Raw genomic sequence first — 18,289 nt, forward strand, 5'->3', positions numbered from 1 at the left:
CCTAAATTTTAAACAAAATGAAATCATATATTTCCAGGATTATTCTTGGTATATTCCTCCTGTATACACCCATACTATTTGCTCAAAATCTTTCTAAAAGCCAGTTTAAAGTAAAAGGAAACTGTGACATGTGCAAAGCAAGAATTGAAAGCACAGCTTTGAAAGCCGGAGCTAAGCATGCAGAATATTCCGTCGATTCGCAGACATTAACACTCGACACGGGCAACAGCAGCCCTTCAACGGATGATATCCTGAAAAAAGTAGCGGAAGCCGGCCACGATAATGAAAAATTCAAAGCATCAGATACAGCCTATGACGCTCTCCCTGGATGCTGTCATTACAGCAGGGATATACAACCTGAAACTGTTGCAGGACATGAACACCATTCAAAAAAAGAAAATGAATTTTATGTAAAAGGAAACTGTGAATCCTGTAAGGCAAGAATTGAGAAAGCCGCCCGAAATGCAGGTGCCGATTCTGCCGAATGGAATGCGGAAAAGCAAACAGTTGTTTTAAACTTTAATCCGGCAAAGACCTCATCAGATAAAATCCTGAAGAACATTGCCGACGCAGGGCACGACAATGAAAAGTATACAGCCAGCGATACAACCTATAAAGGACTGCCTTCCTGCTGTTTGTATGACAGGGACATTCCGTTCGGAGAAGCAAATCCGAAAGTGCATCTTGAAGAAGCTTCAGATTCAGAGCATGCAGATCATACTTCAGCTGAAAATCACGGAAAAGATATTGAAGGCGTTACCGTAACAGGATCAAAAGCCGCTACTTCCCTGAATAAAAAAGAAGCCGGTATGGTTTTTAATATTGACAGAAAAGAGCTTTTAAAAGCGGCCTGCTGCAACCTGTCGGAAAGTTTTGAAACCAATGCTACCGTTGACGTTTCTTTCAGCAACGCCGTAACAGGAACCAAGCAACTGAAAATGCTTGGCCTGGATCAGAAATACACAAGCTTAACCAAAGGATTATTACCTGAAATCAGGGGGCTCGCATCTGCTTACGGATTAAATTTTATTCCCGGAAGATGGATTGAAAGTATCCAATTGACCAAGGGCGGAAGCACAGTAACCAATGGCTATGAAAGCATCACCGGGCAGATCAACACTGAATTGCTTAAAAACGCTGAAAAGCCGGAAACCTCTTTGAATCTGTTTGCAGACTTTAACGGAAGAGCTGAAGCGAATATTACGAGTGTTTCGAAGATCAATGACCAATGGTCACAGACTTTCCTTCTTCACGGAAACGGAACTTTTGGAGATACGGATATGAATTACGACAGTTTTCTGGACAGGCCAAAAGGAACGCAAGTCAACGCTGCTTATCTTTTGAACTATAATGACCTGGAAAAATCAGGATTTGGTTCGCATTTCGGTATTAATTTCATTAAAGACGAAAGAACTTCCGGACAGATCGGTTTTGATAAGAATGTAAGCCAAAAAGAACAGGCACTGTACGGCGTTGGGATTGATATCTCAAGATTTCAGGTATGGAATAAGACCGGTTATGTTTTTAAAGGAAAACCCTATCAGAGTCTGGGTTGGATGAACCAATATATCTATCATCAGCAGGACAGCTTTTTTGGACTGAGGAATTATTCCGGACAGCAGCACACTTATTATTCCAATCTGATTTTTGAAAGTATTTTAGGCAACACTAACCATAAATACAAAGCCGGAGCAAGCTTTATGTATGACGATTACGATGAAACCTATTTAACGGATCAATTAAAGCGAAACGAAATTGTGCCCGGAGCCTTTGCAGAGTATACGCTAACGGGATTGAAATATACGTTGGTGGCAGGAGCCAGGATCGATTTTCACAATCTTGCAGGAACCCAGTTTACCCCAAGGTTGAATTTTAAATATGATATCACTCCGCAGACAATTGTAAGGCTCTCTGCGGGAAGAGGTTTCAGAACCGCAAATATTTTTGCTGAAAGTCAGCAGTACTTCGCTTCCAACAGAAGTATTCAAATTATACAGAATGGCGGAAATATCTATGGTTTAAAACCTGAAATCGCATGGAATTACGGAGCCAGCCTACAGCAGGAATTCAAATTATTCGGAAGAAAATCTACTGTAGTGGCCGACTTTTTCAGAACAGATTTCAAGGATCAGGCAATGGTAGATCTGGACCGATCGCCCCAGCAGCTGACTTTCTACAATTTAGAAGGGAAGTCTTTTGCAAATTCTTTTCAGACTCAATGGGATTTTACCCCTTTTAAGAATTTTGATGTGAGGCTGGCATACAAATATTATGATGTTCAGGCTGATTATCTTGATGGAAGACGGGATGTACCGTTTATGGCAAAAAACAGGGGTTTTGTGAATTTAGCATATTCAACGAATAAAAATGAGAAAGGTGCTTTCTGGAGCTTTGATACAACATTAAACTGGGTTGGCAAACAAAGACTTCCGGATACGTCAACAAACCCTGTAGAATTTCAACTGCCTGCGCATTCTGAATCTTATGCTGTTTTGAACGCCCAGATCTCGAGAAATTTTAATAAAAAAATAAGAGCCTATATAGGCGGAGAAAACCTGACATCCTATTATCAGAAAAATGCAATTGTAGATTTTAAAAATCCTTTCGGAAATTATTTTGACGGCGGCATGGTATATGCTCCGATTATGAAAGCTAACCTATATATTGGTGTTGATGTGGCTTTTTAATGTAACTAATTTAATTTACAGATTATTTCACAGCAATAAATCTCCTGATAGACATACAATCATAAGCATGGTTTCAACAATTCCTGTTAATGAAGCCATGCTTTTTTATATCTTTATGGTAAGATTAATCTATGATACAAATGCTTCTCTAAAGAATGATCAATTTCAACAGTTAATCAGGAAACGTCTTCCAATTTGCAGAAAACGATATCCGGAGAAAAAAGTACAACATTTAGCGATTTTTATCTAGCATTTTGGAATAATATCTGCCCTACATTTGTATTGTTAAAACAGAACAACATTAAATAATTAAATACAACATTATGAAACGTAACGCAACAGCCGTTTGGAACGGTACCGTAAAAGAAGGAAAAGGTCATTTAACTACACAAAGCACGACGCTCAATCAGACACAGTATTCTTTTAACAGCCGTTTTGAAGATGGAGTAGGAACCAATCCTGAAGAATTACTTGCAGCAGCCCATGCCGGATGCTTCACCATGAAATTAAGCGCAGAACTTTCCCAGGCAGGCTTTACTCCTGACGAATTAACAACAAAATCAGTGATTACTTTAGACCCGGCTATCGGGAAAATCACAAAATCTGAATTGACATTAACCGCAAAAGTTCCCGGGATTTCAGAAGAGGAATTTCAAAAATATGCTAAAATTGCAGAAGAAGGATGTCCTGTAAGCGCCGCATTCAATTTTGAAATCACCCTGAACGCCAGTTTGGTAAGTTAATAATGCTTTTCCGTAAAAAATTAAATCCAGATCATTTTATCTGGATTTAATTTTAAAATAAAATATACCGATTGGTATATTTTTGTATATTTGTATTATAATTAATGGGAAAAAATGTCCAAAGCAGAAAAGACAAAGCAATTCATTATCGAGAAGACCGCAACTTTGTTCAATACGAAAGGATATACTTCCACTTCACTTTCCGACATAACTGCAGTCACAGGATTAACCAAGGGGAGCATTTACGGTAACTTTGAAAATAAGGACGAAGTTGCCTTGGAAGTCTATAAATATAACTCCGGCTGGCTTGGAAAAAATATGGCCCGATCCCTGGGAGAAGAATTTCCTGATACTGTTGGAAAACTGAAAGCGTTCGTCAGCTTTTACCGAAAAAACTGGAAAACCGTATTTGAAAACGGAGGCTGTCCTTTACTTAATGCTGCAACAGAAGCTGATGATACTTTCCCTGATTTGAAAAAGCAGGTGACAAAATCTTTTGAAGAATGGATCTCTAAAATTTCAAAGGTCATTTCAGACGGACAGCAAAGGGAGGAAATAAATAAAAATGCTGATGCGGAAGAATATGCTTCCTTATTCATTATGCTGATTGAGGGCGGGATCTTATTATCCAAAACTACCGGAGACCATAAATTCTTAAACCGTGCTTTAGATAAAATTCTTAACATTATTGACAAAGAACTAAACATCATTCCATTATAAATTTTACTTTATGGAAACAAAAAAAGTAGCAATTGTAGGATACAACAGAATTCCTTTTGCCAGAATCAATACAGCTTATACAGACCAGGGAAACCAGGATCTGCTGGTTTCTGCCCTGAACGGCTTAATTAAAAGCTATAATCTTAAAGGAAAACTTTTGGGCGAAGTAGCCGGAGGTGCTGTCATCAAACACATTTCTGAAAGCAACCTCATCAGGGAATCCGTTATGAATACTTCACTTGATCCTGCAACTCCTGCCTGTGATCTGCAGCAGGCTTGTGACACAGGAATTGAAGCAGCGATCTATATCGGAAACAAAATTGCCTTGGGACAAATTGAAAGCGGAATTGCGTGTGGTGTGGAAGCCATGAGCAATATTCCGTTTGAATCGTCACCGGGATTAAGAAAAGCTTTATTAAAAGCGAATAGAGAAAAATCTGCTTTTGGGAAAATCAGACAACTGCTAAGCCCGAAACTGAAAGACTGGATGCCCATCCCGTATAAAGGACAGGAACCTAAAACAGGCCTGGTAATGGGTGGCCATACGGAAATTACTGCGAAATATTATCAGATTTCCCGTAAAGAACAGGATGAACTGGCTTTTAAAAGCCATCAGAATATGGCAAAAGCTTATGATGAAGGTTTTTTCGATGATATGATTACCCCTGCTTTTGGATTAGATAAAGACAATAATCTTCGGCGTGATACCACTCTGGAAAAGCTGGCTTCATTAAAACCGGCTTTCGATAAACAAAACGGGACTTTAACAGCTGGAAATTCAACTCCTTTTACCGATGGAGCTTCAGCGGTTCTATTGGCAAGTGAGGGATGGGCAAAAGCAAATAACCTCCCGATCCTGGCGTATATCACTTTTTCAGAAGTGGCAGGAATTGAATATGTTGAAAATAAACAAAATCTGCTCCTTGCTCCTGTTTTTGCCGCAGAAAGGATGCTTAAGAAAGCAGGAATCAACCTGGAAGATTTTGATTATTATGAAATTCACGAAGCATTTGCCGCGCAGGTTTTAGCTACTATGAAAATTTGGGAACATGATGATCTGGCTAAAAAATTCGGGTTGGAAAAAGCATTAGGAAAAATTGACAGGGATAAGCTGAATGTAAAAGGAGGAAGCCTTGCCGCCGCACATCCGTTTGCAGCTACCGGAGGAAGAATTATAGGAACCCTAGCCAAATTACTGGATGAGAAAAGAAGCGGAAAAGGATTCATATCCATCTGTGCAGCACGTGGTCAAGGGGTAACGATGATTTTAGAAAAATAAATATGGATAAATTAGCAATGTTAAAAAATTTTATCGGCAAAGAGTTTACAGCATCTCCTTCACCGTTTATGAAATGGCTTAATCCTACGGTTATTTCTGCTGAAGAAGGCCGTATAGAATTTCAGTATACTGTTCGTGAAGAGTGGCTTAATCCTATGGGAAACCTCCACGGTGGTGTTACGGCAGCAATTATGGATGACATTATAGGCGCAACCATGTTTTCTTTGAATGAAAAAAGTTTTATTGTGACCGTAAATAACAGTATCGATTATTTTTCAACAGCAAAAGAAAATGATAATATTGTAGCCGAAACAAAAATTATAAAAAGAGGAAAGCAGTTTGTGAATGCACAATGTGAAATATGGAATGCAGACAAAACGCGGCTTATTGCAAGAGGGACCTCTAACTTATTCAAAACCAATACGTAAATGAAAAGAGTTGTTATTACAGGACTGGGTGCGGTGACGCCTCTGGGAAATAATGTTGAAGAATTCTGGCAAAACAGCATCAACGGTGTAAGCGGAGCTAATAAAATCACCCATTTTGATACGGAAAAATTCAAAGTGCATTTTGCCTGTGAGGTGAAAAATTTTGATCCTAAAGTTCATTTAACCCATAATGAGATTAAAAGAAGCGATCTTTTTTCACAATATGCCATGTACTCAACGGCGGAAGCATTAAAAGATTCTGGACTTGAGCTGGAAAACATGGATCCTTTTGATACAGGTGTGATCTGGGGAACCGGACAGGGCGGTATGTGGACTTTTGAAAGTGAAGTGATGGAATTTACAAAAGGAGACGGAACCCCTCGATTTAATCCGTTTTTTGTTCCAAAATTCATCGCCAATATGGCTTCCGGAATGATTTCCATGAAGTTTGGTCTTCAGGGCATCAATTACACCACTATTTCTGCCTGTGCTACCGGAAATACCGCAATAATGGATGCGTTTAATTACATCAGGCTGGGCAAGGCAAAAGTAATTGTCAGCGGCGGTTCTGAAGCAGCGATTACTCCCGCTTCTGTAGGTGGCTTTTCCACTATGAAAGCCATGTCTACGAGAAATAGTGACTTTGCAACGGCGAGCCGTCCTTATGATGCAGACCGAGACGGCTTTGTCATGGGTGAAGGCGCAGGAGCTTTAATTCTCGAGGAATATGAGCACGCTAAAGCCAGAGGAGCAAAGATCTATGCAGAATTAGTCGGAGCTGCCATGACGGCAGATGCCTATCACATGACGGCACCTCATCCTGACGGAGTAGGAGCCATTAAGGCAATGCAACTTGCGCTTGATGAAGCCGGAATCAATACAGATGACATCGATTATATCAATCCACACGCAACCTCTACTCCAATGGGAGATCTGGTTGAGCTGAACGGAATTAATAAATTATTTAAAGGGAATAAAGGCTTGGATATCAGCGCCACAAAATCAATGACCGGCCACCTGCTTGGAGCCGCCGGAGCCGCAGAAGCAATTCTTTCTATTAAAGCAATTGAAAACGGAATTATTCCGCCGACCATTAACCTTCACAACATTGATGAAAATATCCCGAAAGATCTCAACATTGTTTTTGGGGAAGCGAAAGAAAAGAACATCAATTATGCTTTAAGCAACGCCTTCGGTTTTGGGGGACATAATGCGACACTGGTTTTTAAGAAGTTCAATTAAATTCTGTCCGGCATTTATATTATATAAAAAAAGCAGTCTATTTCTAGACTGCTTTTTTTCAATTATAAAATCTGTTCTACTCTGAAATAAAAAAATCATCAGCATTATCTTCAATAGGAATATATAATCTTTCCCACTTCTCACCAGCTGTCATTTCCCAGCTATGCCCTTCTGCAGCCACATCTTCAGCGAGAAGAATAATCCCTGGTTCAATATTAAATGTGGAACCGTCACTGACTTTAAATCTTAATTGACCTTTTAGCGTCACTACATATTGCCTTCTGGGAGCCGGATGTTTATTTTTCTCCCATTCTTCAGTCGTATTGCTGAACCAACATGCCGTTGTGTTCATGGACTGTAAAACCGGAATTTTCCCCTTCTCAAGAGTACTTGTCCCGTCCGGTCTGTTGAGTAGCCTTACCGCCGCAATATATCCTGAATTCTCTTCCATCTAAACATTATGATTTCAACCATTCCGATTTGGAAAGGTAATTCTGATCAGGATAATAAATGAAAAGGCAGTTTCTTCCTTTTATAGTATTGATAATCGGCTGCGTGAGAGCTCTTGGAACCGCAGGACAGCCCCAGCTTCTTCCGATCCTCTTGTGTACTGCCGCAAACTCTTCACTTACATAGTCGGCTCCGTGCATTACGATCGCTCTTTTGTAAGCCGCATCATTAAATCCTTTATCCATTCCCAGGAGCTTAAGGGAATATCCGTTGTCACCATTATAAGTAGCATCGGTGATATAAAATCCCAGGCTGCTTTGAAGCGAGCTGTTGGTATTGGAGAAATTGGTTGCAAATTCTTCACCTGTATTTTTTCCGTGGGCTACCAGTGAATTGAATAATACTTTTTTCTCTTGTGTATCAATTACCCACAGTCTTTTCGTGTTGGAAGACATCGAAAAATCGCATACTGTCAATAAATGAGCATCCTGATTAAGCAAACCAGCTTTCTTCAAATTTTCAAAACCTGTTAAGGCTTTAAAGAAAACTTCTTCGTTAAGTTCGTGCCCTTCTTCAAATGTAATTGATTTGTACAATGCTTCTGACGAAGATCCTGTTTCTGAAGTTTTTTCAGACTTCACGCTGTTCAATTTTTCAATCTTTTCCATATTGATTTCATGATTCACATTCATTTTTTTTGGAGACAGATAAAATGAAGTTGTTACCATGTAAACAATACCTAATACGCTATAAATTCCTTTCATTAAAATATTATGTTAAATCCAATTGAGTGTGCAAATGTATAAAACATAATAAGGAATATCTTATAATCCTATTATTTTTAACGCTATTTAAGAAACTTTAACTTCCTGATATTGTGAATCGAAGCTCATTTTATTTCTGTATATCCGGAACAAATTCCAGGCTGACAGAATTCATGCAATACCGCAATCCTGTAGGTTTCGGGCCGTCATCAAAAACATGTCCCAAATGAGAGTCACATCTTTTACACAGAACCTCTACCCTCTCCATGCCATATGCGGTATCTCTTTTGTAATATACACCATTCTCATCAGCTTCAAAAAAGCTCGGCCAGCCACAACTGCTTGAAAATTTCGAATCCGAACGGAACAGATGATTACCACAGACGGCACAATAATAATCTCCTATTTCATCAAATTCATTATATTTTCCTGTAAATGCTCTTTCTGTTGCTGCTTCTCTTGAGATGGCATATAAATCAGTAGCAAGGATTTTTTTCCACTCTTCATTGGAGACATTCAGTTTTGATATATCAGTTCTTGAATAGTGTGGATTATTTTTTGCTTCGTTTTGCATAATATTTATTTATGATTCTCTAATCATCCAAAATTAAACCAATAAAGACTTAACTTTAGAAAGCTTTTAAAATTAACTTTAAAAGCATAAAACCAAATGTAATAAATTTGAGAGTATGAATGATGAAGCCAAAAGAAAACAATTAAGAACGTACAAAGCTTTTGCCACAGGGTTATTCCTATTGATGGCGTTGTTATTTATTATAACTACAATATTGCAGAAACATAATGGCTCCCATTGGCTGGGGTATGTCCGTGCATTTTCTGAAGCAGCTATGGTAGGTGCTTTGGCAGACTGGTTTGCCGTTACTGCATTGTTCCGTCATCCACTGGGACTTCCGATCCCGCATACCAACCTGATTGAAAACAGCAAACAGCAGCTGGGAGATAATCTCGGGGGCTTTGTCGTAAGTAATTTCCTTTCACCTCAAAACATCCGTCCTTATATTCAGAAAGTCAAAATATCAAATTTTGTAGGAGAATGGCTGGATAAGAAAAAGAACCAGGAAATCCTGATCAAAAATATTTCGGACATTGTGCTGGATATCCTGAATAAGCTGGATGATAATACGGTCAGCCTTTTCATCAGCAAGAAAGCAGCCGAAATGACGGATGATATTAAACTCAACAGCATTGTAGGAAACGGCATTCATTATATTCTTGAAAAAAACGATCATCAAAGGATTATTACGAGCCTTTCTTCACAGATTAAAAATTACATTACCGAAAATGATGAAATGATTAAAAGCCGCGTCAGGAAAGGTAGTTACTCTTTCATTCCTGCTTTTGTGGATCAGAAGATTGCTGATAAAATTTCAAGTGGATTGGCCGATTTTTTCAGAGAAATTGAAGAAGATCCGGCACATGAACTCAGAAATCTGATTACAGGAAAAATTTATGAGTTTTCAACCGATCTGAAAGAAGCCCCTAAATGGGAACAGGAGTTTAAGAATATAAAGAATGATCTTCTTAAGGCAGATAAACTGAATGAATATGCCAACGACATCTGGATTTCCATTAAGAGAACAGTAACCGAAGAACTTCAGCAGGAAGATTCTTCCCTGAAAAAATACCTTTCTAAAAACCTGGATGAATTTTCACAAAATTTAAAAATGAACGAAGGCCTTCAGGATAAAATTGACAACTGGGTCAGAGTCACAGCCTATAAATATATCCTGAGAAATACCCATCAGTTTGGAAACCTTATCAGTTCAACAGTTGGCAACTGGCAGGGCAAGGAACTAAGTGAAAAGCTGGAACTGGAAGTCGGAAAAGACCTTCAGTTCATACGGGTAAACGGAACATTGGTTGGCGGACTGGTCGGATTGATTATTTATACAATTGCTCATTTTTTTATTTGAAACTAAACCAAATTACAGACAAACCATGAAAAAAATTTTTACTTTGCTTTTCTGTTTGAGCATTACTTTCTTTTTGTGTCAGAAGATTGAACTTAAAACCGTTACGGATTCATCCCAGGTTTTTAAAGGCGAAATCAACGGTGTTCCCATCACCATGCAGCTGGATTACAGCGGTATCATAGACTGTCATCAGTACCAGCATTTTGTAGACGGATGGTATTATTATGATAAATACAGAAAAAAAATCCCGCTGACAGGAATCTACAGCCTTGGAGAGATGTATCTGTATAACTTCGGAGACCAGCAAAAGAAAAATTCAAAGTTCTTCAAAGAAAAACTTACCGGCAAGATTCTGGATAAGGCTGACAGTATTGCGAATTCCTTGAAGCCTAAAGAAGTATTTATTTTCCCCGGGCAGGATGCAGATCAGGAGGTTTCCGGAACTTTCAGCACGGGAAATAAAAACCTTTCGGCAAGACTACTCACCAAAGACAGCAGGATTTACCGTTTTAATAATTACCTGAACCTTCCGAATCATAAAAAGATAAATACCTATGACATTATTAATAAAGCCGGAGGAAATGCATTGGTCTCCTACGCTTCAGATCAGTTAGGAAACAGGATTTTATTATACTTTGAAGAGCCATCCAATTTCAACTACTGCGGAATGTGCGGGGCAGGCGAAGGAGAAAAAGGCTACAGAGTCTTGTATTTTACCAAAGACTGGAACTATAGAAGTTTTGATGAATACCTTACGGAGAGTTGCCGGGAAAATATAGAAGATACCAGAATGACCAGGAACAAAGACTCTAAAACCTTGACATTCGGCATTCCGAAAACATCATCCTCCGCAGGCTATACTTTAACGGTTGATGTGAAGAATGCTTCTGTAACAAGATCAAGATAATACTTATCAATCGTTACATATATTGTAACCTGATTAATTAAGAAAATTAATTTCTAACCATACCTTTCAGCCTTTAATAACTCACCTTGGCAGCCGGCCCAATCCTTTTAAAAGTTCTTTATTGATTTCATTGATAAGGTCCGGGCCTTCATAGATAAAACCGGTATACAGCTGTACAAGGCTTGCCCCGGCATCCAGTTTTTCCATTGCATCTTTAGCAGAATGAATCCCGCCTACACCGATGATCGGGAATGCCCTGTTGCTTTTATCAGAAAGATATTTAATCATTTGGGTGCTTCTTTCCCGGATCGGTTTTCCGCTTAACCCGCCATTGCCTATCTGTGCCAGTATTTCAGGGGATGTTTTTAAACCTTCACGGTTAACTGATGTATTGGAAACGATCACTCCATCAATTTTTGTTTCAGCGATCAGTTCAACGATTTCATCTAACTGATGATGGTTCAGATCCGGAGCAATTTTTAAGAGTACAGGCTTTTGAACCTGTTTTGTCTGATTAATTTTCTTGACTTCCGTAATAAGTTCCCTTAAGTATTCCACGTCCTCCAGTTTGGCATGGCTCCCCACATTCGGGCAACTTACATTCAGTACAAAATAATCCACGTAAGGATGAAGACCTTCAAAACACTGCAGGTAATCCTGGGTATAATGTTCCGGGCTGGTATCTGTATTTTTTCCGATGTTTCCGCCGATGATGATTTTACCTTTATTGCCTTTCAGCTTTTCAATGGCAGCTTCCAGACCATCATTATTGAATCCCATCCGGTTGATGATCCCGCCATCCTCGATAAGGCGGAACAGTCTCTTTTTAGGATTTCCGGCCTGAGCTTTCGGAGTCACCGTTCCGATTTCTACAAATCCGAAACCTAAATCGCCTAATTCATTAAATAAAACCGCATTTTTATCAAAACCAGCAGCTAAACCCACAGGATTTTTAAATTTCAAGCCGAAAACTTCTCTTTCAAGACGTTTGTCTACAATGGGTTTTGGAAGAAATAGTTTTGTAATAAATCCGAAATTCTTTAGCATTGAAAAAGTAAAGTGATGAACTTCTTCAGGATCAAATTTGAAAAGGAACGGACGAATGAGCGATTTATACATTGAAAAAAAGTTTTACAAAAATACTCATTTTAAAATTAATGATCTGTTGATGTGTGATAGTTTTTATAAAATACAAATTTCACGAATCCTTTCACGGATTGCACGAAGCTGCTTATCTGGCAGGTTCACCGAATAGTAATATTTTATCAGTTCGAGCAACGAATCAAGGCAGAGTATATTGAGAACTTTTCCGGAGTATTAGATACATTTCTTCATTTCATTACGAAAAGCACTTGAACTCGATTTCATAATTATGAATATATGCGTAAATCAAAATTAAGAAGATTACCAACCTTTTTAAAATCATCATCTATAGTTGCATTTACCGTAATTCTTTCGTTAGAAACCGGATGATTAAAAATTAACTGGTGTGCATGAAGTGTCATTTTACTGATGCCGAATGTCTGAAGCCAGAGTTTATTCTGCTTGTTGCAGCCATGTTTGCGGCAGCCTAAAATTGGGTGTAAAATATGTTTAAAATGTTTTCTCAACTGATGAAATCGTCCCGTTTCAGGTATAGCTTCCACCAAACAATACCTTGAAGTCTGATGTTTTAAAAATGGTAAATCAATTTCTGAAGTCTGCAAACGGCGGTAATAGGTAACTGCATTCTGCTTTACTTCATTTTCATTCACCAAATCGTAATCGATGGTTTCTTCTTCTTTTGTCCAGCCTCTTAGAATGGCGATATATCTCTTTTCAACTTCTCTTGTGGCAAACTGCTCGCTCATGGTTCTCAAAGCGTCTTTATTTAATGTAAACAATAAAACACCTGAAGTTTTTCGGTCTAAACGATGCACCGGATACACTTTTTGTCCGATCTGCTTTTTCAATTCCCGGATCGCATAGGTATCCGCTTCTCCGGAATAAAAGGACTTATGAACCAACAATCCGCTGGGCTTATTGATGGCAATAAGATGTTCGTCGCGGTAAAGAATTTCTAACATGGGACAAAAGTAGAGATTTCCGCAAAAAAAATGATGAGTCAGAAAAATAAACAATGTATATAACTGATAATCCTTGTAACATTTTATGCCTGATGCTCTCTAATTCTAAAAACGATAAATGTATAACTTAAACTTCGAGGAAATTTATCATACGTATTGGAAAAAGATCTTCCGGCTTTGCATGGGTTATGTAAATGATGATGATGCGGCAAAAGACCTCTGTCAGGAAACCTTTATTGCTGTCTTCCAGCAATTGCCGAAATTTCGTCACGAAGCGAGTATCGGAACCTGGATCTACAGGATTGCAACCAATATCTGTCTGAGACAGGTCAATCTTGAAAAACGGATGCCCAGGAATGAACTTCCTTATGAGATTAAAGACCTTTCAGAAAAAGATAATAAACTTGAGCAGGAAAAGATGACTGATTTTCTTTATCAGTGTATTTCCGAATTGCCTGAGCTTGAAAGAATCATCATATCTCTGGAGCTTGAGGAAATGAAACAAAAAGATATTGCTGAAGTGGTCGGAATTTCTCCTGCCAATGTGAGAATAAAAATACACAGAATCAAAGAAAAGTTAACCGAAAAATTTACAAAGTATGAAAACCAGTTATAATTTTCAGGAAATCTGGAATCAAAAACAAACCGATATTCCCAATATAGAAGAAATAAAGGCGAAAGCGGAAAAATACAGGAAAAAACAGGTATTAAAAGACATTGGAATGATTGCTTTATTGCTGTTCTCTGCTTTTACCGCCCTGTTCATATGGATATTTGCTGACTTCTCCTTTTTTACCACAAAATTTGGAATTATGCTCCTTCTTATCGGTGTTTTTTCTTATACTGTCCTGGTATATCAAAAAGTAAATATCTTAAAAAAAATCAATACTTCCGCTACCAATCAGGAATATCTCGCAGGCATAAAAAAAGCAGAGCAGCAACAGATTTATATGCAGACAAAAGGTTTAAGCTTCTACTATCTTATCCTTTCGGCTGGCTTTGCATTTTACTTTTATGAATTTGCCTTAAAAATGCCATGGCTGAAGACTATACTCGTTTACGGATTGACTTTTTCATGGGCTGCTGTAAGCTGGTTTATCATCCGCCCGAGACAGATCAGAAAACAGAAAGAAAAAATATCTGCCGTTATCAATTCATTGGAACTTATTGAAAAAGATTTGAAAATTTAACTAAAAATGATTGTTTAAAAAGATACACCGGAAAGCAGATTCCCGGCTCCTGATAAAATTCAATGCTTAAAATTCTTCAAATGGTTTCCATTTTATTTATTTTCGCGAAAAATTTATGATGAAAAAATTAATATCCATGCTTCTTTGCAGCATTTTCCCTTTGATTTCTTTTGCACAACAGTCTGATTCTTTAACACTGGGCAAGTCCAACCGTGAATTCTTTATTAAAGGAGACCAGAAATATAAGTTCTCTGAATATAAAAAGGTCTTTACCAATCAGGAAGCATTAGGCTATATGAAAAAGGCAAATACCAACAGTACGGTTTCACAGATCTTCGGTGCAGTCGGCGGAGGTTTTATCGGTTTCGGACTGGTTAAAGAAATTACAAAAAACAAAACGGTATATTATAACGGCGTAGCTGTAAAGGAAAAGCAAGCCGGCGGTTGGGGGTTAATAGGAATCGGCTTAGGAGCCATCGGAATCGGAATTCCCTTTGCCATAAGCGCCGATAAAAACCTGAAAAAAGCGATAAGGACCCAAAATAAAGCTGCCGGCACTGAAGAAACGAAAGCAGCCTCTTACAGGCTTGACATCAGCGGAAACAGCATCGGTCTCACTTATACCTTTTAAAAATACAGAACGGCAGTTTTTTGACTGCTTTTTTTATTGAATGTCATGGAATTGGAATCCAAATTCCTATTTTTGCACTTCAGACGTTAAAAAATTATGGCAAAGCAAGAAGATGTTTTCAAGAAAGTGATTTCTCACGCCAAGGAATACGGTTTTATTTTCCCTTCGAGTGAGATCTATGACGGTTTATCCGCTGTTTATGATTATGGACAAAACGGTGCCGAACTTAAAAATAATATCAAACAATACTGGTGGAAAGCGATGGTACAGCTGAACGAAAATATTGTGGGTATTGATTCGGCAATCCTGATGCACCCTACAACATGGAAGGCATCCGGACATGTAGACGCTTTCAACGATCCATTGATTGACAATAAAGATTCTAAAAAACGTTTCAGAGCCGATGTTTTGGTGGAAGACTACTGTGCCAAAATTGAAGAGAAGGAAAATAAAGAAATTGAAAAAGCAGCAAAAAGATTCGGGGATGCTTTCGATAAGGATCAGTTTGTCGCAACGAATCCAAAAATCCTGGAATACAGAGCAAAAAGAGAAGCGATTCTTTCCAGACTGGCAAAATCTCTGGAAAATGAAGATCTTGCTGATGTAAAATCCCTGATTGAAGAACTGGAGATTACCGATCCTGATACAGGTTCTAAAAACTGGACTGAAGTAAGACAATTCAATCTGATGTTCGGAACCAAATTGGGTGCTTCCGCAGATTCTGCGATGGATCTTTATCTGAGACCTGAAACAGCGCAGGGAATTTTTGTTAATTTCCTCAATGTACAGAAAACTTCACGTCACAGACTTCCTTTTGGTATTGCACAGATCGGAAAAGCATTCAGAAACGAGATTGTTGCAAGACAGTTTATTTTCAGAATGCGTGAGTTTGAACAAATGGAAATGCAGTTTTTTGTAGCTCCGGGAACAGAACTTGAATTCTACGAACAGTGGAAGCAAAAACGTCTGAACTGGCATAAAGCTTTAGGTTTAGGTGATGAAAATTACAGATTCCACGATCATGAGAAATTAGCTCACTATGCGAATGCAGCTGCAGATATTGAATTTAATTTTCCTTTCGGATTCAAAGAGCTGGAAGGGATTCACTCCAGAACAGATTTCGATTTAAAGGCCCATGAGGAAGCTTCAGGAAGAAAATTACAGTTCTTCGATCCTGAAAGAAATGAAAATTATGTTCCTTATGTGGTGGAAACTTCGGTAGGTTTAGACCGTTTATTCCTTTCCATATTCTCTCATTGCCTGAAAGACGAAATACTGGAAGACGGTTCGGAAAGAACTGTTTTATCTTTACCGCCGGCTTTAGCACCGATTAAAGCAGCAATCCTCCCGTTAATGAAAAAGGACGGATTAGCGGAATATGCAGAGAAAATCTTTAATGATCTGAAATATGATTTCAACTTATTCTATGAAGAAAAAGATGCAATCGGAAAGCGTTACAGAAGACAGGATGCGATCGGTACGCCTTATTGTATTACGATCGATCACGATTCATTGACTGATCACACGGTAACCATCAGAGACAGAGACACGATGCAGCAGGAAAGGGTTCCGGTTTCAGAATTGAGACGAATCATTGACGAGAAGACAAATTTCAGAAATTTACTTTCTAAACTCTAAAAATATAAGCCTTGAGAAATCGGGGCTTTTATTTTAAACTGTACCGGTTAATTCATTATTTTTGAAACTCAAATTTCACCATGAAAAAAATACTTTTACTGGCATTCGGCTTGGTCCAGGCTTTATATTTTTCGCAGACTCAGGATCTGGCAGCCTTAGCTTCCGGGGAACACGTGGGAATGAACGCTTTATTTGACGAGCAGGACAACCTTTACGGCTATGTCTCTCTATATTCTTACGGGAAATCCGGTGATAAGACAAAAAAATTCGAATATGTCATATTAGATAAAAACCTCAACCCTGTAGCGAATAAAGAATTTGAAGGAGATATTACGGCAGGTTCTTACAGAGGATATGTAGATTTCAGGAAAAAAGTAATTCTCCGCCCGAGTTCTTTAGATTATTCCCAGGTTAAAACCAATGAACTTTTTACGCCGCGTTCCATGGAAATCGACCTGGCAAATAATTCCATTCAACAAAAGACCTATTACGATTACGACAACGGAACTTTTAAAGTGATCAGCCAGCCTAAGAACTGGAAAGCAGCCCGCCTGGAAAATAAAGAAGAAAAAAAAGCCAAAGGCTATAACTACTATTCCACTGTTTTTGAGATCAAGGAAGGAGGTTTTCTGGCGATTGAACTTAACGACTACGGTAAATATGTCAATAATAATTCTTTAATAAAATTTGACGAAAATAAAAACGAGGTCTGGAGATACAGATACAATACTTCCGGAGACAAAAAAAATACCGAAGAACTTGCATTGATAGAAAAAGATGACAAAAACATCTATTTTATCAGACAGAAAAAAACGGGCGATACAAAGGAATTCACGCTGCTTGTCTTAGACATGAAAACCGGAAAAGAAATAGCCAGCAAGCCTATTTCCGGCCTATCGGATGACACAATTGACAATATTACCACCTTCTCTTCTACGACAAGAAGTCTGGATAATGACAAAACTTTTGATGATAAAATCGTCATTGTGGGAAGAAATTATGAAAACAAAAAAGGCGTAGGTTTCGCCAGGCTGGTTGTTGATAAGAACACCTTTGAAATAAATACCAGAATAATTAACTACACGCCGAACTTATCTGCATTTATTCCCAGACTGGATGAATTGGGATATGTCGAAAAAAGCTATCATCTTCAACCGCGAGACGTGTTTTTCCTAAAAGACGGAAGTGTCGGGATTCTTCTTGAAAAATATAAAATAGATTTCAACTACGGAGTTCCTAAAACCACAGATCTGGTTTATATTTTTACAGATAAAGATTTTAAGGTAAAAGGAACGAAAATCTTTACCAAAGAAAAGTCATTGGCAACAAGCGACTACCTGTTCTCACAATACATTAATGATGGGAATGATGTTGTTTTCTTCTACAGGGATTTACAGAAAGATAAAGAAACCAAAGAAAGAAACTGGAAACTATTTATCAATACGTTGATCAATGGTACGTTCAAACAGGAGATTGTTCCTATTTCAGAAAAAGACTCATATACCGTAATCCCGTATGTGGGTAAAGAAGGATATATTCTTCTCCGGGAATATAATGAAAAGGAAAAATTCAACAAGATCCGTTTAGAAAGATTAAACTACTGATGATAA

At 38.2% G+C, this 18,289-nt stretch carries 18 protein-coding genes; 13 read left to right on the forward strand and 5 right to left on the reverse strand.

Annotated elements, in window-relative coordinates; genetic code table 11:
- Positions 1–17 precede the first annotated feature (17 nt).
- The 6 genes from MKJ01_RS02335 to fabF all read left to right on the forward strand — a co-directional run bounded on the left by MKJ01_RS02335 (position 18) and on the right by fabF (position 7,099).
- Positions 18–2,687, forward strand: a complete 2,670-nt coding sequence (locus MKJ01_RS02335) for a TonB-dependent receptor (RefSeq protein ID WP_241611243.1) — start codon at positions 18–20, stop codon at positions 2,685–2,687.
- A gap of 323 nt (positions 2,688–3,010) precedes the next feature.
- Positions 3,011–3,430, forward strand: a complete 420-nt coding sequence (locus MKJ01_RS02340; RefSeq protein WP_241611242.1) for an OsmC family protein — start codon at positions 3,011–3,013, stop codon at positions 3,428–3,430.
- Between the two features lie 114 nt (positions 3,431–3,544).
- On the forward strand, positions 3,545–4,150 hold the full coding sequence (locus MKJ01_RS02345) for a TetR/AcrR family transcriptional regulator (RefSeq protein WP_241611240.1): 606 nt from the start codon (positions 3,545–3,547) through the stop codon (positions 4,148–4,150).
- A gap of 10 nt (positions 4,151–4,160) precedes the next feature.
- Complete coding sequence (locus MKJ01_RS02350; protein WP_241611238.1) at positions 4,161–5,429, forward strand: acetyl-CoA C-acetyltransferase; 1,269 nt, start codon at positions 4,161–4,163, stop codon at positions 5,427–5,429.
- 2 nt (positions 5,430–5,431) lie between these two features.
- The gene (locus tag MKJ01_RS02355; protein WP_241611235.1) at positions 5,432–5,857 is read left to right on the forward strand and encodes a PaaI family thioesterase; all 426 of its coding nucleotides are present in this window, start codon (positions 5,432–5,434) and stop codon (positions 5,855–5,857) included.
- Entirely contained in the window at positions 5,858–7,099 is a 1,242-nt protein-coding gene (fabF, locus tag MKJ01_RS02360) for a beta-ketoacyl-ACP synthase II (protein WP_241611233.1), read from the forward strand.
- Between the two features lie 76 nt (positions 7,100–7,175).
- On the opposite strand, the gene MKJ01_RS02365 is transcribed toward fabF, so the two are convergent.
- From MKJ01_RS02365 to msrB, 3 genes are all read right to left on the reverse strand, one after another.
- Entirely contained in the window at positions 7,176–7,550 is a 375-nt protein-coding gene (locus MKJ01_RS02365) for a hypothetical protein (RefSeq protein ID WP_241611231.1), read from the reverse strand.
- Between the two features lie 7 nt (positions 7,551–7,557).
- Positions 7,558–8,313: a murein L,D-transpeptidase catalytic domain family protein gene (locus MKJ01_RS02370; protein ID WP_241611229.1), complete on the reverse strand. Its 756-nt coding sequence runs from the start codon at positions 8,311–8,313 to the stop codon at positions 7,558–7,560.
- Positions 8,314–8,443: 130 nt separating this feature from the next.
- Entirely contained in the window at positions 8,444–8,887 is a 444-nt protein-coding gene (gene msrB, locus MKJ01_RS02375; RefSeq protein WP_241611227.1) for a peptide-methionine (R)-S-oxide reductase MsrB, read from the reverse strand.
- Between the two features lie 115 nt (positions 8,888–9,002).
- Here msrB and MKJ01_RS02380 point away from each other — a divergent pair, with 115 nt between their 5' ends.
- Complete coding sequence (locus MKJ01_RS02380; protein ID WP_241611221.1) at positions 9,003–10,247, forward strand: DUF445 domain-containing protein; 1,245 nt, start codon at positions 9,003–9,005, stop codon at positions 10,245–10,247.
- A 25-nt stretch (positions 10,248–10,272) separates the two neighbouring features.
- Positions 10,273–11,154 (forward strand): hypothetical protein, encoded by an 882-nt coding sequence (locus MKJ01_RS02385; protein WP_241611220.1) that lies wholly within the window; start codon positions 10,273–10,275, stop codon positions 11,152–11,154.
- Between the two features lie 81 nt (positions 11,155–11,235).
- On the opposite strand, the gene MKJ01_RS02390 is transcribed toward MKJ01_RS02385, so the two are convergent.
- Both MKJ01_RS02390 and MKJ01_RS02395 read right to left on the reverse strand, forming a co-directional pair.
- A complete protein-coding gene (locus MKJ01_RS02390) occupies positions 11,236–12,273 on the reverse strand; it encodes a quinone-dependent dihydroorotate dehydrogenase (RefSeq protein ID WP_241611218.1) in 1,038 nt (345 codons plus the stop codon).
- A 251-nt stretch (positions 12,274–12,524) separates the two neighbouring features.
- The gene (locus MKJ01_RS02395) at positions 12,525–13,220 is read right to left on the reverse strand and encodes a pseudouridine synthase (protein WP_241611216.1); all 696 of its coding nucleotides are present in this window, start codon (positions 13,218–13,220) and stop codon (positions 12,525–12,527) included.
- Positions 13,221–13,338: 118 nt separating this feature from the next.
- Between MKJ01_RS02395 and MKJ01_RS02400 the strand changes: the two genes are divergently transcribed.
- The 5 genes from MKJ01_RS02400 to MKJ01_RS02420 all read left to right on the forward strand — a co-directional run bounded on the left by MKJ01_RS02400 (position 13,339) and on the right by MKJ01_RS02420 (position 18,283).
- Entirely contained in the window at positions 13,339–13,836 is a 498-nt protein-coding gene (locus MKJ01_RS02400; RefSeq protein WP_241611214.1) for an RNA polymerase sigma factor, read from the forward strand.
- Positions 13,820–14,410: a hypothetical protein gene (locus tag MKJ01_RS02405; RefSeq protein WP_241611212.1), complete on the forward strand. Its 591-nt coding sequence runs from the start codon at positions 13,820–13,822 to the stop codon at positions 14,408–14,410. The genes MKJ01_RS02400 and MKJ01_RS02405 overlap by 17 nt, the downstream gene beginning before the upstream one ends.
- Positions 14,411–14,525: 115 nt before the next feature.
- On the forward strand, positions 14,526–15,041 hold the full coding sequence (locus tag MKJ01_RS02410) for a hypothetical protein (protein ID WP_241611211.1): 516 nt from the start codon (positions 14,526–14,528) through the stop codon (positions 15,039–15,041).
- Between the two features lie 96 nt (positions 15,042–15,137).
- Positions 15,138–16,679 carry a glycine--tRNA ligase gene (locus MKJ01_RS02415; protein ID WP_241611209.1) on the forward strand — a complete coding sequence of 514 codons (1,542 nt, stop codon included), beginning with the start codon at positions 15,138–15,140 and terminating at the stop codon, positions 16,677–16,679.
- Between the two features lie 80 nt (positions 16,680–16,759).
- Positions 16,760–18,283, forward strand: coding sequence for a hypothetical protein (locus tag MKJ01_RS02420; RefSeq protein WP_241611206.1), 1,524 nt, complete (start codon positions 16,760–16,762; stop codon positions 18,281–18,283).
- The last annotated feature ends 6 nt before the right edge of the window (positions 18,284–18,289 follow it).

The sequence above is a fragment of the Chryseobacterium sp. SSA4.19 genome, from assembly GCF_022601875.1.
GTDB lineage: Bacteria > Bacteroidota > Bacteroidia > Flavobacteriales > Weeksellaceae > Chryseobacterium.

Excerpts from the sequence above, each read along its gene's own strand:
- MKJ01_RS02390 (WP_241611218.1), bottom strand. The coding sequence starts at position 12,273 with ATGTATAAATCGCTCATTCGTCCGTTCCTTTTCAAATTTGATCCTGAA.
- MKJ01_RS02340 (WP_241611242.1), top strand. The coding sequence starts at position 3,011 with ATGAAACGTAACGCAACAGCCGTTTGGAACGGTACCGTAAAAGAAGGA.
- MKJ01_RS02345 (WP_241611240.1), top strand. The coding sequence starts at position 3,545 with ATGTCCAAAGCAGAAAAGACAAAGCAATTCATTATCGAGAAGACCGCA.
- MKJ01_RS02385 (WP_241611220.1), top strand. The coding sequence starts at position 10,273 with ATGAAAAAAATTTTTACTTTGCTTTTCTGTTTGAGCATTACTTTCTTT.
- MKJ01_RS02380 (WP_241611221.1), top strand. The coding sequence starts at position 9,003 with ATGAATGATGAAGCCAAAAGAAAACAATTAAGAACGTACAAAGCTTTT.
- MKJ01_RS02405 (WP_241611212.1), top strand. The coding sequence starts at position 13,820 with ATGAAAACCAGTTATAATTTTCAGGAAATCTGGAATCAAAAACAAACC.
- MKJ01_RS02395 (WP_241611216.1), bottom strand. The coding sequence starts at position 13,220 with ATGTTAGAAATTCTTTACCGCGACGAACATCTTATTGCCATCAATAAG.
- MKJ01_RS02370 (WP_241611229.1), bottom strand. The coding sequence starts at position 8,313 with ATGAAAGGAATTTATAGCGTATTAGGTATTGTTTACATGGTAACAACT.
- MKJ01_RS02335 (WP_241611243.1), top strand. The coding sequence starts at position 18 with ATGAAATCATATATTTCCAGGATTATTCTTGGTATATTCCTCCTGTAT.
- MKJ01_RS02410 (WP_241611211.1), top strand. The coding sequence starts at position 14,526 with ATGATGAAAAAATTAATATCCATGCTTCTTTGCAGCATTTTCCCTTTG.
- MKJ01_RS02350 (WP_241611238.1), top strand. The coding sequence starts at position 4,161 with ATGGAAACAAAAAAAGTAGCAATTGTAGGATACAACAGAATTCCTTTT.
- MKJ01_RS02415 (WP_241611209.1), top strand. The coding sequence starts at position 15,138 with ATGGCAAAGCAAGAAGATGTTTTCAAGAAAGTGATTTCTCACGCCAAG.
- msrB (WP_241611227.1), bottom strand. The coding sequence starts at position 8,887 with ATGCAAAACGAAGCAAAAAATAATCCACACTATTCAAGAACTGATATA.
- fabF (WP_241611233.1), top strand. The coding sequence starts at position 5,858 with ATGAAAAGAGTTGTTATTACAGGACTGGGTGCGGTGACGCCTCTGGGA.
- MKJ01_RS02400 (WP_241611214.1), top strand. The coding sequence starts at position 13,339 with ATGTATAACTTAAACTTCGAGGAAATTTATCATACGTATTGGAAAAAG.
- MKJ01_RS02355 (WP_241611235.1), top strand. The coding sequence starts at position 5,432 with ATGGATAAATTAGCAATGTTAAAAAATTTTATCGGCAAAGAGTTTACA.
- MKJ01_RS02420 (WP_241611206.1), top strand. The coding sequence starts at position 16,760 with ATGAAAAAAATACTTTTACTGGCATTCGGCTTGGTCCAGGCTTTATAT.
- MKJ01_RS02365 (WP_241611231.1), bottom strand. The coding sequence starts at position 7,550 with ATGGAAGAGAATTCAGGATATATTGCGGCGGTAAGGCTACTCAACAGA.